This is a genomic window from Cohnella kolymensis (assembly GCF_000829465.1).
Lineage (GTDB): Bacteria > Bacillota > Bacilli > Paenibacillales > Paenibacillaceae > Cohnella > Cohnella kolymensis.
Genome location: NZ_JXAL01000021.1, coordinates 87906 through 105220 on the forward strand (window position 1 = coordinate 87906; position 17315 = coordinate 105220).

Genomic DNA, 17315 nt, shown 5'->3' on the forward strand with positions numbered 1-17315 from the left:
CTCGGTCTTTTTCCCTTTGACCGGCGATATACGAATGGAAGCAGGTGTTTCGATGTCCGGCCAACACGATTTGGGGGCACAATTTTTCGAGAAAATTTTGAGTATCGTGGATGTGGGCGTGCATCTCGTCGATCAAGAGGGAATTACCGTTTTTTATAACGATAAGATGGCGGAGATCGATGGCTTAGACCGGGCGCAGGTGCTGGGCAAAAGCATTCTTGACCTTTACCCGTCGTTGACCCATGAAACGAGCACTCTCGCAAAAGTTGTGCAAACCGGCAAAGAGTGGCCCGAAAAAATACAAACCTATGTAAATCTGACAGGGAAAAGAATTACAACGATTAACCGAACTTATCCGCTGATGGATAACGGCCGAATCATCGGCGCCGTGGAAGTGGCCAAGGATATTACCGGCATCGTCAATTTGCACGACCAAATCTTGGACCTGCGGCATCAACTGTACCAGTCCAAGCAGCGGGACAACAAAATCAAAGGGGCTGCACGCTACGATTTCAGCGATTTGATCGGACAGAGCAAGCCGTTTGTGGATGCGCTTTCACTGGCCAAAAAGACCTCGCGCACCAGCTCTCCCGTTATGATCAGCGGACCGACCGGCACAGGTAAAGAACTGTTTGCCCAGAGTATTCACAATGCCGGTGTCCGCCGAAACCGCCCGTTCATCGCGCAAAATTGCGCCGCCGTGCCTGCGGAGCTGATGGAAGGAATCATGTTTGGAACCAGCAGAGGCGCGTTTACTGGAGCGATAGATCGTGCGGGATTGTTCGAACAAGCCGGCGGAGGCACGCTTTTTTTGGATGAGTTAAACAGTCTGGATTTATTTCTGCAGGCCAAGCTGCTTCGTGTTTTGGAAGACGGCATTGTGCGCCGGATCGGCGGGATGACGGAGCTGCAGACGGACGTACGCATTATCACTGCGATGAATATAGACCCGAAAGAGGCGTTGGAGAAGGGCTTACTTAGATACGACCTGTATTTTCGGCTGAATGTTGTGAATGTGAATCTCCCGCCTCTGCAGCAGAGGAAAGAGGACATTCACCTTCTGGCATATCATTTTATCGAGAAATTCAATCCGCTGTTCGACATGAAAGTCACCGGTGTTTCGCCATCGGCCCAGAATCGGCTTATGTACTACCCTTGGCCCGGCAACGTACGTGAATTGAGCCATGCGATCGAGTCCGCTTTCAATATGATGGAAATAGAAGATGACATTATTGAAGAACATCACCTGCCGGCAAATTTAAGAGAGGCGGGATCGCAAAATGCGCACATGCTTATTCCCTCTGCCGACACCTTAACGGATCGGATCAAGCAGTTGGAGCGAGAAGCAATTGTCGATGCGCTGCAAAAAAATCACTACAATATCACCCTTGCCGCGCAGGCTTTAGGAGTGAAACGACAAGCTTTACAGTACAAGATCAACCGTTACGGCATCGCGAAAAAGGATAATCAATAGGCTGTATGCTGCGAGCATGGGATGGGAGAACGGGATAGGAGTCCGGAATGGGGCCTATTATTTCGGAAGCAGTCTGAGTTGGCACGGTTTTTGCATGTTAACCAAGGTGAATTCCTCGGGAGGTGTGCAAAAATGAGTGATCTCGCTATACCGCTGAGCAGTAAAAGACATTGGAAGCAGGTCGAGCTTTGGAAGGACGTAACGGATGAGCAGTGGGACGACTGGATATGGCAGCTGACTCATACAATCAAGACTTTAGACGACCTGAAAAAGGTCGTGAATTTGACCCCGGATGAGGAAGAAGGGGTCCGCATCTCGACTCAGACAATTCCGCTGAATATTACCCCGTATTACGCATCCCTGATGCATCCGGATGACCCTCGCTGCCCGATCCGACTGCAGTCCGTTCCCATATCCGCGGAATTGCTGAAAACGAAATATGATTTGGAGGATCCGCTATTCGAAGACGAGGATTCCCCAACGCCGGGCCTCACGCACCGCTATCCGGACCGGGTGCTGTTCCTGGTGACCAATCAATGCTCGATGTACTGCCGATACTGTACCCGACGGCGCTTCTCCGGACAGGTGGGAATGGGAGTTCCCAAAAAACAAATGGACGACGCCATCGAATATATCCGCAATACGCCTGAAGTACGTGATGTTCTGCTGTCCGGCGGCGATGGGCTGCTGATCAACGACAACATTTTAGAATATATATTGAAAAATTTGCGGGCGATCCCCCATGTCGAGATTATTCGGATCGGGACGCGCGCTCCCGTTGTATTTCCACAGCGCATTACGGAAAATTTATGCAGCATTCTGAGGAAATATCATCCGGTGTGGCTCAACACACATTTTAATCATCCGTTGGAAATTACGGCTGAAGCGAAGAAGTCTTGCGAAATGTTGGCCGACGCCGGAGTTCCTTTGGGGAATCAATCGGTTATTTTAGCAGGCATTAACGACAGTACCCATATTATGAAACGGCTCATGCATGAATTGGTGAAAATACGCGTACGTCCCTACTATATTTATCAATGCGACTTGTCTGAAGGCATCGGCCATTTTCGCGCTCCGGTGTCCAAAGGACTCGAAATCATCGAATCGCTGCGCGGCCACACCAGCGGCTATGCCGTGCCGACATTCGTCGTCGACGCTCCTGGGGGCGGCGGAAAAATTTCGCTGCAGCCTAACTATTTGGTCTCGCAAAGCCAGGATAAAGTCATTCTGCGAAACTATGAAGGCGTAATTGTCGGGTATCCTGAGCCGAAGAATTATACACCCGGCAGGGCCGACGAATATTACAATGAAATGTACGGGATCGAGCGGCAGCCGGAAAGCACAGGTGTGATTGCACTGATGAAAGACGAAAAATTTAATCTGGTGCCAGAAAATTTGCGGCGGATCGGCAGGAGAAAGTCGTATGAGGAAGCGCCGGAGCACTCATCACTGAAGGACCGCCGGCAGAAGAGGGACGAAATGAAGGGGAAATTGATGAGGGCCGTGCAGCAGAAGGACGCTCAGCCAGAGCCCGCTGACTAAAAAACGCCGAGATAGCGGAACTCAGTTCCGCTATCTCGTTTATTGTCGCAGCGATAGCAAAAGGCTGTTCCCGGGCTCATGTTGCCCGGAACAGCCTCTACCAAAAAGCGTTATGCCGGCGCAGTTTCCGTGCCGCACCAATGGATCACGGTCAGTGCAATAATTTCTGCAGCCCGGAAAACATCGTCCATTACAATATACTCATCCGGATAATGGGCGGTCTGCGTTTGGCCGGGACCGAAAACAATGCATGGGGTCTCGCCTAACTTGGTCAGCAGTCCCCCATCCGTCCCCCACGGCGATGCTCGATAACAGCTTCCTTCGACAGAACTTCTTGGTATTGCTCCCTTACAACCTGGATCAATGCATGCTCCGGTTCTACACTGCCTGGGACCCATCTAGCGCCGAACCACTCCACCGTGGCAGGAGCATCTGCAAACCACGGATCTTTTTCCTTCAGGAGCTCCATCCACCTAACCATTTCCGCTTTTGCATGTTCGATCTCCTCGTCGGGAGCAACTCCCATTCTTCCTTCCAGCTTGACGGTGTCCGGCACGGAAGAAGGCCAATTGCCGCCTTGGATGACGCCGATGTTGATCGGGATCGGAATCGGATTATCGGCATACAACGGATCGGAAATCGCCGCATTCCGTTTCTGCTCGAGCTCGCGAATATGCTGCAGCACAATCATGCTTTTCTCGATCGCACTAACCCCTTCGTACCGTGTCCCGCCGTGCGCGGAACGCCCCTTCACGGCAATCCGGAACCACAAGGAGCCCTGCTGCTTCGGGAAAATTCTCATATTGGTAGGTTCGGGGATCAGCGCTGCGTCGGCTTTATAGCCTTTCACAATCGCCGCGAGTGTTCCTGCTCCGCCGCTCTCCTCCTCTATCACACTTTGAAAAATGACATCGCCCTTAAGCCGGATACCAAGCTCACGGATCGCCTGGATCGCGAGCAGCAGTGACACGATACCGCCCTTCATATCGGACGTGCCTCGACCGTACATTTTGCCATCAATGATTTCACCGCCATACGGATCGTGCTGCCATTGCTCCGGATCTCCTTCCGGGACGACATCCATATGTCCGTTAAGAATGATGGACCGCCCGCCTCCGGTTCCCCTTAACAGGCCGATTACATTCGGACTGCCTGCAAAACGGTTTCTGGGTGAGTAGAAGTATGGATGCTTTTCAAGCGCAGCGCCGTCCGGTTCCCACAGGTCGACCTCCAGCTTTAATTCATATAGCTTACTGGCCGCAAGAACCTGCGCTTCCCGCTCCTGGCCTTGCCTGCTGGGACTTCGAACAAGCTTCTGCAGGAAATTCGTCCCTTCTTCACGATGGCTGTTCATCCAGTTCCGAATTTCAGGTTTCCAGCTCAAGATTCCGTTCCCCTCCTATGTATGAAATGTGCTCCGGTATCCGCAAATCGGCTTCCGTATAGCGCACAACATCCTCCAACGTGTATGGAGACATAATTTCTTTTAAAACAAGCCCTTGCGAAGTGACCTCCAGCACTGCCATATCGGTGATAATCAAATCCACGCATTCACGCGCTGTCAGCGGCAATGCACATTCTTTTCTAATCTTCGATTCGCCGAGGCGATTGACGTGATTCATCAGAACAACCACTTTCTTCGCTTTCTGCGCAAGCTCCATGGCCCCTCCGATACCGGCCGCGCGTTTGCCCGGCACAATCCAATTGGCGAGATCACCCCTTTCGCTCACCTCAAGCGCTCCGAGAACGGTAATATCAATGCATCCCCGGCGAATCATCGCGAAAGCATGGCACTATCGCAGTAAGAGGCTCCTTGAACGACCGTTACGGGATAACCGCCGGCATTGCAAAGAAAACCGTCCTCTTCCCCCGGCAGCGGACTTGGACCTGCGCCCAAAATTCCATTTTCAGCATGGAAAATCACGTCGATTCCCTCCGGAATAAAATCCGCCACGCGAGTGGGGATCCCGATACCGAGATTCACGACCATGCCATCTTTTAATTCTTGGGCTGCACGCTGAGCGATCCTGTCCCGGATTGCATCTTCTCCCACACCCATTGCCAATTCACCCCTTTGCCCGGAATAACCGCATTCACAAAAATGCCCGGCGTAACGATATTTTCAGGGTCAAGACTTCCGACAGGCACGATTTCGTCGGCTTCCGCTATCGTAAATTGTCCGGCCATCGCCACCAAGGGATTGAAGTTTCGGCCGGTTTTATCGTATACAAGGTTGCCGAGCGGGTCGGCCTGCCGCGCATGTACGATGGCAACGTCTGCCGTCAACGCCGGTTCCGCCAAATACGTACGGCCGTCAATGACGACCGTTTCTTTCCCTGCCGCCATACTCGTGCCGACACCCACGTCCACCAATATCCCACCGAGACCGACACCGCCAGCCCGGATTTTTTCGGCCAATGTTCCTTGAGGATAGAAAACGACTTCCATCGTGCCTTCCTCCATCCTTTGCCCGGCAAAGGGATTGGAGCCGATATGCGAGGTAATCGCCTTCTTTACCCGTCCTTCAGTAACTAACCGGCCGATGCCGATCCACGGAAACCCGGTGTCATTGCCGATAATCGTTAAATCCTTTACCCCTTTTGCCATCATGCCTTCGATAATGGTCGGAGGCGTACCGATGCCGCCAAATCCGCCGTACATGAGGGTGCAGCCATCCGTAATGCGCTCGAGCGCTTGCTCCAAGGTCATTAATTTGCTCATCCCATCACCTCCAGCATCACTTCATGAACCGTCTGTTCGAAGGTATTTACCAGCAAGTCGATTTCGTCCAGCGTAATAACCAAAGGCGGCGCCAGGATCACCGCATCGCCCTCTCCATCTACTCCTCCTGAAGCCGGGTAAACCAGCAATCCTTTGTCAAAGGCTTTGTTAATAATCCGGGACGTCACGCCGTTAGCGGATGGAAACGGAAGCTTGCCGGCTCGGTCCGAGACAAATTCCACAGCCAGCAGCAGCCCTTTGCCCCGCACATCACCGATCATCCCGCACCGGTCAGACAATTCCTTCAACCGTGAGAGTAAGTAAGCGCCCTTGTCCTCCGCTGCTTTGGCAAGATCATGTTTCTCGATGTAATCGAGGACTGCAAGAGATACAGCCGCCGATTGCGGATTGGCACTGAACGTATGACCGGCCATGACGAGTTTGGAGCCTTGCAGAATGGGCTCCATCACGTGATCTTTCACCATTGCGGCAGCAATCGGGGTGTAGCCGGCACTCATACCTTTGCCGAGGGCAATCAGGTCCGGCTCAACGCCCCAGTGCTCCATGCCGAACATTGCGCCCGTACGCGCAATGCCGGTCATCACCTCATCGGCGATAAATAAAATTTCATTACGCTCGCAAATTTCTTTAATTTTTTGATAATAGCCTTCCGGAGGGACGACAGCGCCTCCGGCAGCGCCCACAATCGGCTCGGCAATAAACCCGGCGATATGCTCAGCACCGATCCGCTTGACGGCGGTTTCCAGATCATCCGCGCAAGCGATCCCGCACTCCGGGTAGGTCATATGAAAAGGACAGCGGTAACAATAGGGCGGCGCCACCACCGGAAAATCCTCCAACAGAGGAATAAACCGCCGTCTTCTTCCGACATGGCCGGACATGGATAAAGCGCCCAAGGTGATCCCGTGATAACTCATCCTCCGCGACAGCACCTTGATTTTCCCGTGCCGTCCCTTCTCCTGCCAATGTTGAATGGCAATTTTCATGGCCGTTTCCGTTGCTTCCGAACCGCTGTTCACGAAAAAAGTCCAATAGTCGTTACCGGCAGCCAAATCGCTCAGCTTCTTCGCCAGCCGTTCCGCCGGCTCATTCGTAAACTGCGAGCGGTATACGAAAGAAACCTTGTTCGCCTGCTCGATCATCGCATCGATAATTTCCTGAACGCCATGTCCGATGCTCGCCGTTACCGCGCCGGAAGACGCATCCAAATACGCTTTTCCGTGCTCATCATACAAAAAAACGCCTTTCCCGTATTGAACGGTCGCATAACGTTGATTCAACAACGGCTTGATGAGATGCTCCCTCTCCATCCCGCGCCCCTCGCCTTCGTGATGATCTTTTTACTAGCAAATTCGATGCCAACCTGTCATAAATATAGAAAAGAGCGCTCGTGCGAAAAGGAGGAAACAAAATGCCGGAGGAAAACGCCTACTACACGAACCGGATCGAAAAAGAAGACGATTTTGAAGCATACCTTTGCGTAGATTACTTTAACAAGCGGCTGAGAGTGGATGACTATCGGGGAGATTTGCATTCCTTGTGTTTGCGAATTTCCGAAATTGCCAAAGAGAATGCCCTGACGAAAATATTTATTAAATCGCGGGAGAATGACTGGCAAACTCTATTATCCAAAGGCTATATGCTGGAGGGAATATATAAGGGGTATTTTAACGGCTCCGACGCGTTTTGCATGGCGCTTTACTTTGATCTCGAACGCCGGACAAGCGATTATTGGATGGAGGAGGACCGCATTCTGAACGATGTGCTGCTGCTTCCCCTGAAGAGGGAGCGAACCCCGGTACCTGAGAACTTTACTCTGCGCCTCGCCTCCGAACAGGATGCCGGGCAGCTCGCCTCTCTGTACAAAGCGGTTTTTCAAACTTACCCAACCCCCATGACAAATCCTTCGTACATTGAAAAGGTAATGCGGGAAGGCACGATTTTTTATCTGTTTGAGGTGTCAGGTGTCACTGTAAGCGCCGCGTCAGTCGAAATGAATACGGTATACGGCAATGCGGAAATTACCGACTGCGCAACCCTTCCGGCTTTCCGCAAGCACGGATTGCTGCGGCTTCTCATTCACGCTTTAGAAGATAACTTGCTTGAGCGGAACATCACCTGCGGTTATTCGCTGGCCAGAGCCCTGTCTTTCGGGATGAATGCCGCTTTATTTCAGTTGGGATACAGGTATTACGGCCGGCTTACAAAAAATTGCGAAATCTACGATAAATTCGAGGATATGAATCTATGGGTGAAACCGATCAGCGCTTCCTCTTAACCGATGAACCGATTCCAAGCTCTTCCCGGTATTTCGCCACGGTTCTTCGGGAAATCCGGGTACCTTCCCCTTGCAGCATTTCAGCCAATTGTCGATCCGAGTAAGGCTTGCTGCCGTCTTCTTGAAGAATGCGTTTCCTGATGCTTTGCTTCACGTTCTCCGCGGAGACCCTATGCTCTATATCACTATGAATCCCGGATGAAAAGAAGAAGGCGAGCTCGAAAATTCCCCACGGAGTTTGCGCATATTTACCGGCGGCCGCCCGGCTTACGGTTGATTCGTGCACGCTCAATTTGTCCGCTATTTGCCTTAATATCATCGGCTTAAGACCGGCCGCCGGACCCTCACGGAAAAATTCAACCTGCTCCTCGACCATTGCTCTGGCGACCCGCAGTAATGTTGATCTCCGCTGCTCCAAGCATTTTATGAAAAACCCGGCCGAACTCACTCGTTCACGAAGAAACTGCCTCGCCTCTTTGCTCTCGATTTCCTTCGCCATTCGTTGATAATGTGCATTGATGGAAAGACGGGGCAAAGCCGCTTCATGGATGGACACGACAAAATGCTCCCCATCCTTGGCGACGATGACATCAGGAATAACATAGGGAGTCACAGCCGGCTGATAGATTGCGCCCGGGCGTGGATTCAGCCCTTGGATGTGCTCAATGGCTTGCTTCACCGCTTCTTGAGAGACTTTCATTGCTGCCGACAACTTATGAATGCGATAATTCGCCACATCTTCGAGATAATTCGTAATTAATAGTGGTACGATCCGAGGATATTGCGGCAGCGCTTCGGTCTGAAGGAGCAAACATTCCCTTAGGTTTCTCGCCCCGACTCCTGCCGGTTCAAAGCTGTGAAGGATCGCCAACGCGCGCTCCGCTTGTTCCAGGTCGACGGCAAGGTCGTTTACGATTTCGCCGAGCGATAATTCAAGATAACCGTTGCTGTCCAGGTTCCCGATCATATATAAGATGATTTTCCTGATCGGATCAGGAATGTCTGGAGTAAACGTCAGTTGTTCCGTTAAATGTGTTTCCAGAGTTGAATTGCGGCTTTGAGCATGAAGCAGCGGATCATAGCTCTGATCATGCGAATATCCCCGCATCGCACCGGATTCCAGCAGCGGATTGTCTTGAAGCTCCTCCCGCACATGCTCCCACAACTCAGCCGTTGAAAGCTGCAGAATTCGGATCGCCTGCCTTAATCGCGGCGTCATATGCATTTTTGCGGTCTGCTGTTGGCGCATCCCGTATCCGGAGCTCATTGCTGATCACCCGTTCCAGTCGATTGATATATGTTATTCATTTGACGCGCTTGTTTTGACTGATTGGGTTGATGCGGATTATTCAGGAAATGTGCTAACGTACTGACCGTATACCCGACTACACAATAGAATGACAAGGTGATGAGCATCCATCACAATCAAACAAACGGTGGTGATGAATGTGGGTTACCCAGGTGGTTTCAGCTGTGCCGGGTACGGCAGCACGGCTGCGTTCGCGCTCGTTCTCTTCATACTTCTGGTCATCATTTTGAGAGCTGGAATTTGGTAATCAACGGATGAAAAGTTCTGGTCCCCCATTATACCCGTAACGGGTATAATGGGTATTTTTTTTTGCAGCATAAAAAAGCCATGCTCCTTGAGCATGACTGTTGCCGTTGATCGGCTGCCGTCACAGCCAGCCCTGTTCCCTGAACCACACCGACGCCGCTTGCGCCTCGGAAGGCGTCAGCTGGTGACCGTAATGCTCCCAGTGAACGGACACGGATGCACCTGCTTCCCGAAGCAGCTGCCCCAACTCTTCCGTTTCCTTAGTGGAACAGATCGGATCATTGCTGCCTGCCCCGATAAATATCGGCATGGCAGTCATGTCCGGAAGCTCGATGCCTCTGCGCGGAACCATCGGATGATGAAGAATGGCGCCTCTCAAAACTTTGGGATAGTGAAAAAGCAAGCTGCAGGCAATGTTCGCCCCATTCGAATAACCGACGGCGACCGCATTCTCACGGTCAAAATCGTATTGACCGGCGGCCTGATCCAGAAAGTCACCGACTTCTTTAGTGCGGGCGATAAGGTCATCTTCATCGAAAACGCCTTCCGACAGCCGCCTGAAAAAGCGCTGCATGCCGTTCTCCAGCACATTGCCTCTAAGACCGAGCACAGACGATTCAGGTGAAATGATGCCCGCTAAAGGCAGCAGATCATGCTCGGTGCCTCCTGTCCCATGAAAAAGCACCAACGTCGGCGCTTTCGGATCGCGGCCTTGTTCGAAAATATGCCTCATGACTCCCCCTCTTGCAAAACCCGCACCTGGATCGGCAGCAAATTCGCCTCGATCTCGGCGCGCTTCGGTTCAAACCACTCCGGCAGCATTAATTTTTCCCCCAGCTTGTCAGGGCTTTCATCGTTCGCAAAACCCGGCGGGTCTGTCGCGATTTCAAACAAAATGCCGCCTTCTTCCCGGAAATAAACCGCATTGAAGTATTGGCGGTCAATAATAGGTGTCGGCTTGAAGCCGCTGTCCGCAACGCTGCGCCGCCATTGTTCGTGCTCTTCGAAATCTTTGGCGCGCCATGCGATATGGTGGATCGTTCCCGCTCCGCCGGCGCCCCATCCCATACTCGCGATCGGCACATCAATCCGATTACCGAGCTCTCCGGCCGCCTGGAAACGCGCATAGCCGGCGTCTTCCCCCGCTTTTTTCATACCCAATACCTGCTCAAGCACCTGCATCGTTCTCACCGGATTGAAGCTGAACAGCACGGCGCCTCCAAAGCCTTTGATCGCTTTCCCGGTGGGGATTCCCCCGAACGACCAGCGACTGTTCTCTCCCTCCCGCCTTTCGACAAGCTCAAGGCGGAGCCCTTCATGATCCGAGAACCGGATATATTCCTCACCGAACCTTGCCTCTTTCACGACCGAAATCCCGAACGCTTGCAACCGCTCTTCCCAGAAACCTAATGAGCCCGGAGGGACGGCATACGTCGTAATCCCTACTTGACCGCCCCCGATTCTGCCTTTACGCGAGCCGGGCCAAGGGAAGAAAGTGATGATCGTTCCGGGACTGCCCGCCTCGTTGCCGAAGTAAAGATGATACACCTCAGGAGCGTCGAAATTGATCGTTTTTTTAACCAGACGCAAACCGAGCACGCCTGCGTAAAAGTCTACATTTTGCTGGGGATCTCCGGCGAAAGCGGTAATGTGATGGATTCCCGCGGTTTGTAAGGTCATCTGATTCACTCCTATTTGCGTACCTTAATTTCCCACCCTTGTATGACTTTCAATTCATGATGGCGATTCGGCTGCCATTCAATGAATCCTTCTACAGCCAGCACGCGCAGAGTCATCTTGACCTGGCCGATTGTTCTGCCGGTTTTACGAGCCAGCTCTTGAATGGTCGGAGGCCTGCCGTTCAAGCTGCTGAAGTTTTGCAGGATGCGGAGAAGCTTCCGGCTAGGATCATTAAGCATTGCACATCACCCCAATATATTGTGAAGCTATTATAAGGGAATGTACGTTCGCATTTCAAGCCCCCGGCATGAGAGAGCGACGCCGGCCCGGAAGCCGTATGGTCAAAAGCAGCACGACAATACCGATACCAGCGCACACCCATGCCATGCTATGCAGATGCCCGGTCGTAATATGTTTGCCGAACAGCGCTGCAAGCAGACTGGAAGACAGGATTGTGCCGATAAAACGCGAGGTCATGAATAACCCTGTGGCGACCCCGGTTTCCTCCCTCGTAACAAAATCATAAAGCGCAGTCTGCATGGCCAGATTGTTGAAACCATAGCTGATCCCCATTACAGACAAGATGACAAAGATCATTGCCGCATGAGTATGTCCCTGGATGAGAAGAAACAGAAGCATTCCGACAACGACACCCGCTCCTCCGAGAAGCAAAGCCGGCTTGGAGCCGCTGCGGTCTATCCAACGGCCTGCGATAGGTGTAACGAGGACACTGAATCCCGCAATCGACAACATCACAAAACCTGTCTGCTGCGGGTCCAGCTGCTGCACACTCTGCAGATACGACGGCATTCCGAACATAACGGAATAGAACACAAGATTCATCAAAATAAATTGTACATAAATGAGCGTGACGGTCATGTTCTTTCGTAGAAATCCGACGTCGATGAACGGCCTGTCTTTTCCAAGCTCAAATTTGTAAAAAAGAAACGACAGCAGTACACTGCCCGCCAGCATCCAGACGCTATAGCTTTCTTGGATCCGCATGAAAGAAAACAGCCACATGAAGATCGTAATCGAAAAAAACAGCACACCCGCCCAATCCATATCTGCCGGGCTGCCGGTTCGTGCGGGATCCCTGGGAAAGATTTTCCACGCCAGCAGCAAAGATGCCAATATAAACGGGAAGTTGATCAGAAAGATCATCGGCCAATCTCCATAGTGCAGCAATAATCCGCCCAGTGTCGGACCGAATGCCGCTGAAACGCCGGAAAACACGGATAATATTCCTAACGCTTTTGCTTGATTGGACGTGATTTGATTACGGATCATGCCCATACCCGCTGGGTACAGCGCGGAGCTGCCGACGGCCTGTATAATTCGAAAACCGATCAACCACCCAAAGCTGGGGGAAAACGGAGCCAAACAAGAGGAGAGCGCCACGAGTAACAACCCCGTAATGAATACCCGTTTGCGTCCGAACAAATCGCTCCATTTCCCCATAACAGGCTGTCCGATCGCACTTGCGAGATAATAGGTGGAAATGATCCATGATAAATCGGCAAACGTGAGCTGAAAATCCTGTTGGAGCCTGGTCAAAGCAACCGAGATCATCGTCGTATTCAGCGGATTTAACATAATGCCCAAAGCGACGGCGGTAATGAGATAAAATTCTTTGTTTTTCAATGATAGCGGCAATTTCAACGAACCCCCTGTCTGTGGCGGACTTATTATGTTTTCTGCTTGCAAAGGGGGAACCTTAGCGTAACGAGTGTGCCGGAAGAATCCGAAGAGATATGAATATCCCCGTCCATATCCTTGACGATCTGCCTGGATATGAATAATCCCAGCCCATTCCCCGTAGGTTTCGTCGTAAAGAAAGGAGTAAAAATCTTATCCTCCAGATTGTCGGGAATCCCCGGTCCGGTATCCTTGATCAGGATGGACATGTCGTGCTCGCTGTACGACTCGCTGATATGAAGGCTTCCCCCGTTGTCCATGGCTTCGATCCCGTTCTTGCATATGTTAAGGATCACTTGTTTTAGAAGGTCCAGATTCGCTTCAATGCTGGGAGAATTTGAATTCACCTGAAGCGATACTTGAATACTTTTCATATTCGCTTCAACATATACAAGCGGAAGAACCTCTTGCAGCAGCTTCGAAACGTTCACAGTTTCATATACACTTTCTTTCGGCTTGCGAAGCCACAGCATTTCACTGACAAGATGATTGATCCGGGCCAGCTCGGACAAAATCATCTCAACATAGTCCCGGCCTTTATCTATATTATTCTTCTTAAGAATCTCTCCGATCAGCTGCACGAATCCTCTTATTGCGGTAAGAGGGTTTCTGATCTCATGAGCTGCGCCGGCCGCAAGCTGACCCAGTACGGCATTGAGCTCCGATACTTGCAGCAGCTTCTCAAGCTTTTTTCTCTCCGTGATATCGATGGCCGACCCCACCACACCGGTGATGATGTCGTTCTCATAATAAGGTGCCAACGATTTAATCAACACCCGATCGCCCACCTCGACCTCAAAGCTCGTCGTTTCCCCGGCAAGAGCGATGTTGATATGGGGCTCGAAAAGCTCTAAAAGTTCGGGCGGAAACAGTTCGTTAATGGTTTTGCCGAAGCTGACTTCGGTGGTGAACCCCAGACTTTGAGCAATCTTACCTTCCGAGAGCGCAAACGTGAGCCTTCCATCCTGCCCTATCGTCAATTTGCAAACCATGTTGTCGACGGCTTTGATGGTTTGGCGCAGGTCGTTCTTTAAAGCGGCATGCAGCTGTTCCTCGAGCTGGCGCCTCCTTGTAATATCCCATCCGACCGTAATAATGCATTCCCTGCCGAATAGGTTTATTGTTTGAACCTTGAGAAGATAGGAAACGATTTCTCCGTTATCCCCTCTGAAGTTGACTTCTTTCTCAAGAACGTCATCATCCGTCAGCTTGGCTTTCACTTCATCTCTTTTTTCAGGATCTACATACAGATTTAATTGGTGCACCGTACGGCCTATGATATCTTCCTTTTTCCATCCGACCACTTTCAGAAAAGCATCGTTAAGAAAGATCAGCTTGCCTTCCTTAAACGTGGTGATCGAAACGAACTCTGAATTTAAATTGAGGATACGGCTGAGAATCAAGTCCAGTATTTCCGGGTTTTTATTTTCATAGAATTCTCGCTCGAACCGGCCGATTAACTCATCCATATCTGTTCCCCCGCTGATCGTCTGGAATCATGTAAATAACAGATTCTACATTCTCCGCCTATAGTCCTGTAAAGGTGTGTAAACGTCAGCGCAGAAAATATATCGGAATACACAGAATAGGCGTTATGATGCAGGACAACCCCATCGCAAAGCCGCTGATACCTCCCTGAAGCTCCGAGTCCCTGAGGATTCTCGCGGTTCCTATCCCATGAGCGGCGGTTCCCATTGATGTCCCGATCGCGATATCGCTGTGAACCCCTGTTTTATTTAACAGCCAGGGACCTGCAATGCTTCCGAACAAGCCTGTCAACACCGCGAATACACCGCCAAGCTCCGGGATGCCGCCAATCTGACGGGCGACTTCTATAGCTACCGGTGAGGTGACGGATTTCGGCAGCATGGACAGTAAAATATCCCGCGACCCATGGAGCGACCATACCAGCAGACAGGCCGATAACAATCCGGTTATACACCCGATCACAGAACCGAGCACAATTGCACGCAGCCGGCCTTTCATTTTCCGAGCGGATTTGTAGAGCGGTACCGCTAACGCAACGGTTGCAGGGCCAAGGAAAAAGGTAACGACGTCTCCGCCGACCTTGTAGTCTTCGTAAGGAATATCGCAGATAAGGAGCAATACAATTAAGCCTCCGGCCGCAACCAGCAAGGGATTAAGCCAATTCAGCCTTTTGTTCAAACGCAAAGCCGCAGCATACAACATAACCGTTATCGCAATTCCAAACAAAGGCTGTCGATAGAACTCTTCTACTCCCGGCATTGTGATCTCTCCCTTTCCGCTAACCAGGCGGTTGACCAGCCCGTTATGAGTAGGACGGCCAAAGTGCCTCCCGCCAGACTTAAGGAGATCGAAACCCATTCGGCGGCGATTGTCGGAAAGAAAACAATTGTCCCCACAATCGTTGGCGCAAAGAAAACCATCATATGCTTGAGAAGAAACTGCGCGGACCGTTCTATCCATTCCAGCTTGATCCATCCGCAAAACAAAGACACGACCAGTAAAATCAGGCCGATTACATTCGCGGGGAGCGGGATGTGCAGAAACTGGCGGGCAATGTAACCGAGGAACTGAAATCCGAGAAGTATGGCCAACCCCTGCATTTGTTCTGTCTCCTTTCTAATGCCGATATCCTTATTTATACCAAAATAAAAAGCCTGCATGAAGCGCAGGCGACGGACTGCTATGTCTCTCCTTAATTTGTATCCCCAGGCATACAGATTTATGTGAGTTGAAAAACAAATAGCAGGCCTGCGGCCCGCTATTTGCTTGAATCATTTTTATGGATGGAAATCCCGCTACTTAACCGCACCTGAAGTTAATCCTTCCATGAATTGCTTCGAAGCCAGCATGAACAGCAGAATCATCGGCAAGGAAGACAAAGCCAGCCCCGCGAACAAGACGCTCCAATCCGCGGAATACTCGCTGAACAGCGTAAGCATGCCTACGGGGATCGTTTTCCTCGTTTCTTCCTGGATGAAGATGAGCGGGAAGAAGAAGTCGTTCCATACCTGGATGAAGTTGATGATCATGACTGTCCCGAGAGCCGGCCTCATCAGAGGAATAATGACGCGCCATAGAATGCCGAAATCGGAGCAGCCGTCGATTCGCGCCGCCTCTTCCAGCGCCGAAGGCACCGTACGGAAAAAACCGGTCAGGATCAGAACTGAAATGGGGATTCCGATCGCAGTATAAATGCAAATGAGCGACCCTACGGAATTCAGCAAATTGAGCGACCTCATCAGCATAAACAGAGGAACGATTCCCAGCTTGATCGGGATCATCATCCCGAGCAGGAAAAAGAAAAACAAGAAGCCGTTCCACTTGAAATTGAACCGAGCAATGTAAAAAGAAGCCATCGCGCCGACAACGAGGATAATCGCCACGGAGACAACAGTGACAAAAACACTGTTGTACACATATTCGAAATAGGGAAGCTGATCGAACAGCTTATGGTATGAATCCAGGTTAATCGACTTTGGAAGCGAAATCGGATTTTTAAAAATATCGATATTCGTTTTTAACGAAGACAGCAGCATCAATAGGACGGGGTACAGCCCGATGAATGCAAACACGGTGAATACCGCGTACTGCCACACTCTTGTGCCGACGCCGATTTTCATGCTGACCCCTCCTCGTATAGTATCTATTGAAAACATATTTCAGTGTATTTCCAGTCCTCTGGGGCACTGGGTGCAAGCTACAAAATTTCCAATTGCTCATTGAAAATTTCATTAGGGGACTGGACTTTCCGGCATGCCTCTGGACAATGGAACTTAGGGTCCATTCGGGGCAATTCTCTCGCCTCCTGTAGCATCGTCTACTTCCTAAGTCTGTTTCTCCGGTACTCGCTCGAACTTCTTACCGCTGGCTGTTCCCTTCGGCAGCCCATGCCCGGCTATAGCAGTATCGGGGCAGCTCATGGACCGAAGTGAGTTCTCATATGCGAGGGTGACTGAGCGGCGAGTGCGCCGGAGGCATCCCGGAGAGTCTATTCCCCTGGATTCCCTAAAGAAAGGAGGAACTCTACTTGAAGTTGTTTGTCGGTATTGACGTCAGTTCACAAGAACTGGAAGCGTGTTTTATGAACTCGGATGGCGACAAGCTTGAGACGCTCAAAGTAAAGAATGATTTGGCGCATCCCACTTGCGAGACCGTATCGTCGCTTTGGCGGACAAGCATCATCTGAAATCCATATCGGGCTTGAGGCCACCTCGGTATACAGCTGGCATCCTGCCATGTATATGCACGAGGATCCGGCACTCAAAGCGCGTAAAGCCAAGGTGTTTACCATCAATCCGAAACTTGTGAGCAAGTTCAGGGAAGCGTACCCCGATCTGGACAAGACCGACCGCTTGGAC

At 51.1% G+C, this 17315-nt stretch carries 15 protein-coding genes and 3 pseudogenes; 5 read left to right on the forward strand and 13 right to left on the reverse strand.

Annotated elements, in window-relative coordinates; all coding sequences use genetic code 11:
* Positions 1-52: 52 nt before the first annotated feature.
* Positions 53-1474: a sigma-54 interaction domain-containing protein gene (locus SD71_RS13435; protein WP_052476245.1), complete on the forward strand. Its 1422-nt coding sequence runs from the start codon at positions 53-55 to the stop codon at positions 1472-1474.
* A gap of 132 nt (positions 1475-1606) precedes the next feature.
* Positions 1607-3016: a lysine 2,3-aminomutase gene (kamA, locus tag SD71_RS13440; RefSeq protein ID WP_041064007.1), complete on the forward strand. Its 1410-nt coding sequence runs from the start codon at positions 1607-1609 to the stop codon at positions 3014-3016.
* A gap of 110 nt (positions 3017-3126) precedes the next feature.
* Here the strand turns inward: kamA and SD71_RS13445 are convergent.
* The 4 genes and pseudogenes from SD71_RS13445 to SD71_RS13460 form a co-directional block, all read right to left on the reverse strand.
* Positions 3127-4370, reverse strand: a pseudogene (locus tag SD71_RS13445) (peptidase).
* Between the two features lie 13 nt (positions 4371-4383).
* Positions 4384-5075: pseudogene (locus SD71_RS13450) on the reverse strand (3-oxoacid CoA-transferase subunit B).
* Entirely contained in the window at positions 5015-5737 is a 723-nt protein-coding gene (locus tag SD71_RS13455; protein ID WP_052476246.1) for a CoA transferase subunit A, read from the reverse strand. The pseudogene SD71_RS13450 and the gene SD71_RS13455 overlap by 61 nt, the downstream one beginning before the upstream one ends.
* Positions 5734-7068, reverse strand: coding sequence for an aspartate aminotransferase family protein (locus SD71_RS13460; protein ID WP_041064009.1), 1335 nt, complete (start codon positions 7066-7068; stop codon positions 5734-5736). Before SD71_RS13460 ends, SD71_RS13455 begins: the two co-directional genes overlap by 4 nt.
* A 101-nt stretch (positions 7069-7169) precedes the next feature.
* Between SD71_RS13460 and ablB the strand changes: the two genes are divergently transcribed.
* The gene (ablB, locus tag SD71_RS13465) at positions 7170-8036 is read left to right on the forward strand and encodes a putative beta-lysine N-acetyltransferase (RefSeq protein ID WP_041064011.1); all 867 of its coding nucleotides are present in this window, start codon (positions 7170-7172) and stop codon (positions 8034-8036) included.
* Here the strand turns inward: ablB and rpoN are convergent.
* Positions 8020-9303, reverse strand: a complete 1284-nt coding sequence (rpoN, locus tag SD71_RS13470; RefSeq protein ID WP_041064013.1) for an RNA polymerase factor sigma-54 — start codon at positions 9301-9303, stop codon at positions 8020-8022. The two genes, ablB and rpoN, sit on opposite strands and share 17 nt — an antisense overlap.
* 175 nt (positions 9304-9478) lie before the next feature.
* Between rpoN and SD71_RS23655 the strand changes: the two genes are divergently transcribed.
* A complete protein-coding gene (locus SD71_RS23655; protein ID WP_152619458.1) occupies positions 9479-9592 on the forward strand; it encodes a YjcZ family sporulation protein in 114 nt (37 codons plus the stop codon).
* Between the two features lie 120 nt (positions 9593-9712).
* On the opposite strand, the gene SD71_RS13475 is transcribed toward SD71_RS23655, so the two are convergent.
* From SD71_RS13475 to SD71_RS13510, 8 genes are all read right to left on the reverse strand, one after another.
* Positions 9713-10324 carry an alpha/beta hydrolase gene (locus tag SD71_RS13475; RefSeq protein ID WP_041064015.1) on the reverse strand — a complete coding sequence of 204 codons (612 nt, stop codon included), beginning with the start codon at positions 10322-10324 and terminating at the stop codon, positions 9713-9715.
* A complete protein-coding gene (locus SD71_RS13480; protein ID WP_041064017.1) occupies positions 10321-11271 on the reverse strand; it encodes a ring-cleaving dioxygenase in 951 nt (316 codons plus the stop codon). The genes SD71_RS13475 and SD71_RS13480 overlap by 4 nt, the downstream gene beginning before the upstream one ends.
* An 11-nt stretch (positions 11272-11282) precedes the next feature.
* Positions 11283-11510 carry a LexA family protein gene (locus SD71_RS13485; protein ID WP_041064018.1) on the reverse strand — a complete coding sequence of 76 codons (228 nt, stop codon included), beginning with the start codon at positions 11508-11510 and terminating at the stop codon, positions 11283-11285.
* Positions 11511-11565: 55 nt separating this feature from the next.
* Complete coding sequence (locus SD71_RS13490) at positions 11566-12927, reverse strand: MFS transporter (RefSeq protein WP_041064020.1); 1362 nt, start codon at positions 12925-12927, stop codon at positions 11566-11568.
* Positions 12928-12959: 32 nt separating this feature from the next.
* The gene (locus SD71_RS22320; RefSeq protein WP_052476247.1) at positions 12960-14438 is read right to left on the reverse strand and encodes a PAS domain-containing sensor histidine kinase; all 1479 of its coding nucleotides are present in this window, start codon (positions 14436-14438) and stop codon (positions 12960-12962) included.
* A gap of 85 nt (positions 14439-14523) precedes the next feature.
* Entirely contained in the window at positions 14524-15216 is a 693-nt protein-coding gene (locus tag SD71_RS13500; protein ID WP_041064023.1) for an LrgB family protein, read from the reverse strand.
* Positions 15204-15557, reverse strand: a complete 354-nt coding sequence (locus tag SD71_RS13505; protein WP_041064076.1) for a CidA/LrgA family protein — start codon at positions 15555-15557, stop codon at positions 15204-15206. The genes SD71_RS13500 and SD71_RS13505 overlap by 13 nt, the downstream gene beginning before the upstream one ends.
* A gap of 195 nt (positions 15558-15752) precedes the next feature.
* Positions 15753-16577 (reverse strand): carbohydrate ABC transporter permease, encoded by an 825-nt coding sequence (locus SD71_RS13510; protein ID WP_041064026.1) that lies wholly within the window; start codon positions 16575-16577, stop codon positions 15753-15755.
* Positions 16578-16984: 407 nt separating this feature from the next.
* Here SD71_RS13510 and SD71_RS26365 point away from each other — a divergent pair.
* Positions 16985-17315 (forward strand): annotated as a pseudogene (locus SD71_RS26365) (IS110 family transposase); the annotation flags it as partial.

Coding starts and splice junctions, on each gene's coding strand:
- SD71_RS22320 (WP_052476247.1), bottom strand. CDS start 14,438: ATGGATGAGTTAATCGGCCGGTTCGAGCGAGAATTCTATGAAAATAAA.
- SD71_RS13505 (WP_041064076.1), bottom strand. CDS start 15,557: ATGCAGGGGTTGGCCATACTTCTCGGATTTCAGTTCCTCGGTTACATT.
- SD71_RS13435 (WP_052476245.1), top strand. CDS start 53: ATGTCCGGCCAACACGATTTGGGGGCACAATTTTTCGAGAAAATTTTG.
- SD71_RS13500 (WP_041064023.1), bottom strand. CDS start 15,216: ATGCCGGGAGTAGAAGAGTTCTATCGACAGCCTTTGTTTGGAATTGCG.
- SD71_RS13475 (WP_041064015.1), bottom strand. CDS start 10,324: ATGAGGCATATTTTCGAACAAGGCCGCGATCCGAAAGCGCCGACGTTG.
- SD71_RS13485 (WP_041064018.1), bottom strand. CDS start 11,510: ATGCTTAATGATCCTAGCCGGAAGCTTCTCCGCATCCTGCAAAACTTC.
- ablB (WP_041064011.1), top strand. CDS start 7,170: ATGCCGGAGGAAAACGCCTACTACACGAACCGGATCGAAAAAGAAGAC.
- SD71_RS13510 (WP_041064026.1), bottom strand. CDS start 16,577: ATGAAAATCGGCGTCGGCACAAGAGTGTGGCAGTACGCGGTATTCACC.
- SD71_RS23655 (WP_152619458.1), top strand. CDS start 9,479: ATGAATGTGGGTTACCCAGGTGGTTTCAGCTGTGCCGGGTACGGCAGC.
- kamA (WP_041064007.1), top strand. CDS start 1,607: ATGAGTGATCTCGCTATACCGCTGAGCAGTAAAAGACATTGGAAGCAG.
- rpoN (WP_041064013.1), bottom strand. CDS start 9,303: ATGAGCTCCGGATACGGGATGCGCCAACAGCAGACCGCAAAAATGCAT.
- SD71_RS13480 (WP_041064017.1), bottom strand. CDS start 11,271: ATGACCTTACAAACCGCGGGAATCCATCACATTACCGCTTTCGCCGGA.
- SD71_RS13460 (WP_041064009.1), bottom strand. CDS start 7,068: ATGGAGAGGGAGCATCTCATCAAGCCGTTGTTGAATCAACGTTATGCG.
- SD71_RS13455 (WP_052476246.1), bottom strand. CDS start 5,737: ATGAGCAAATTAATGACCTTGGAGCAAGCGCTCGAGCGCATTACGGAT.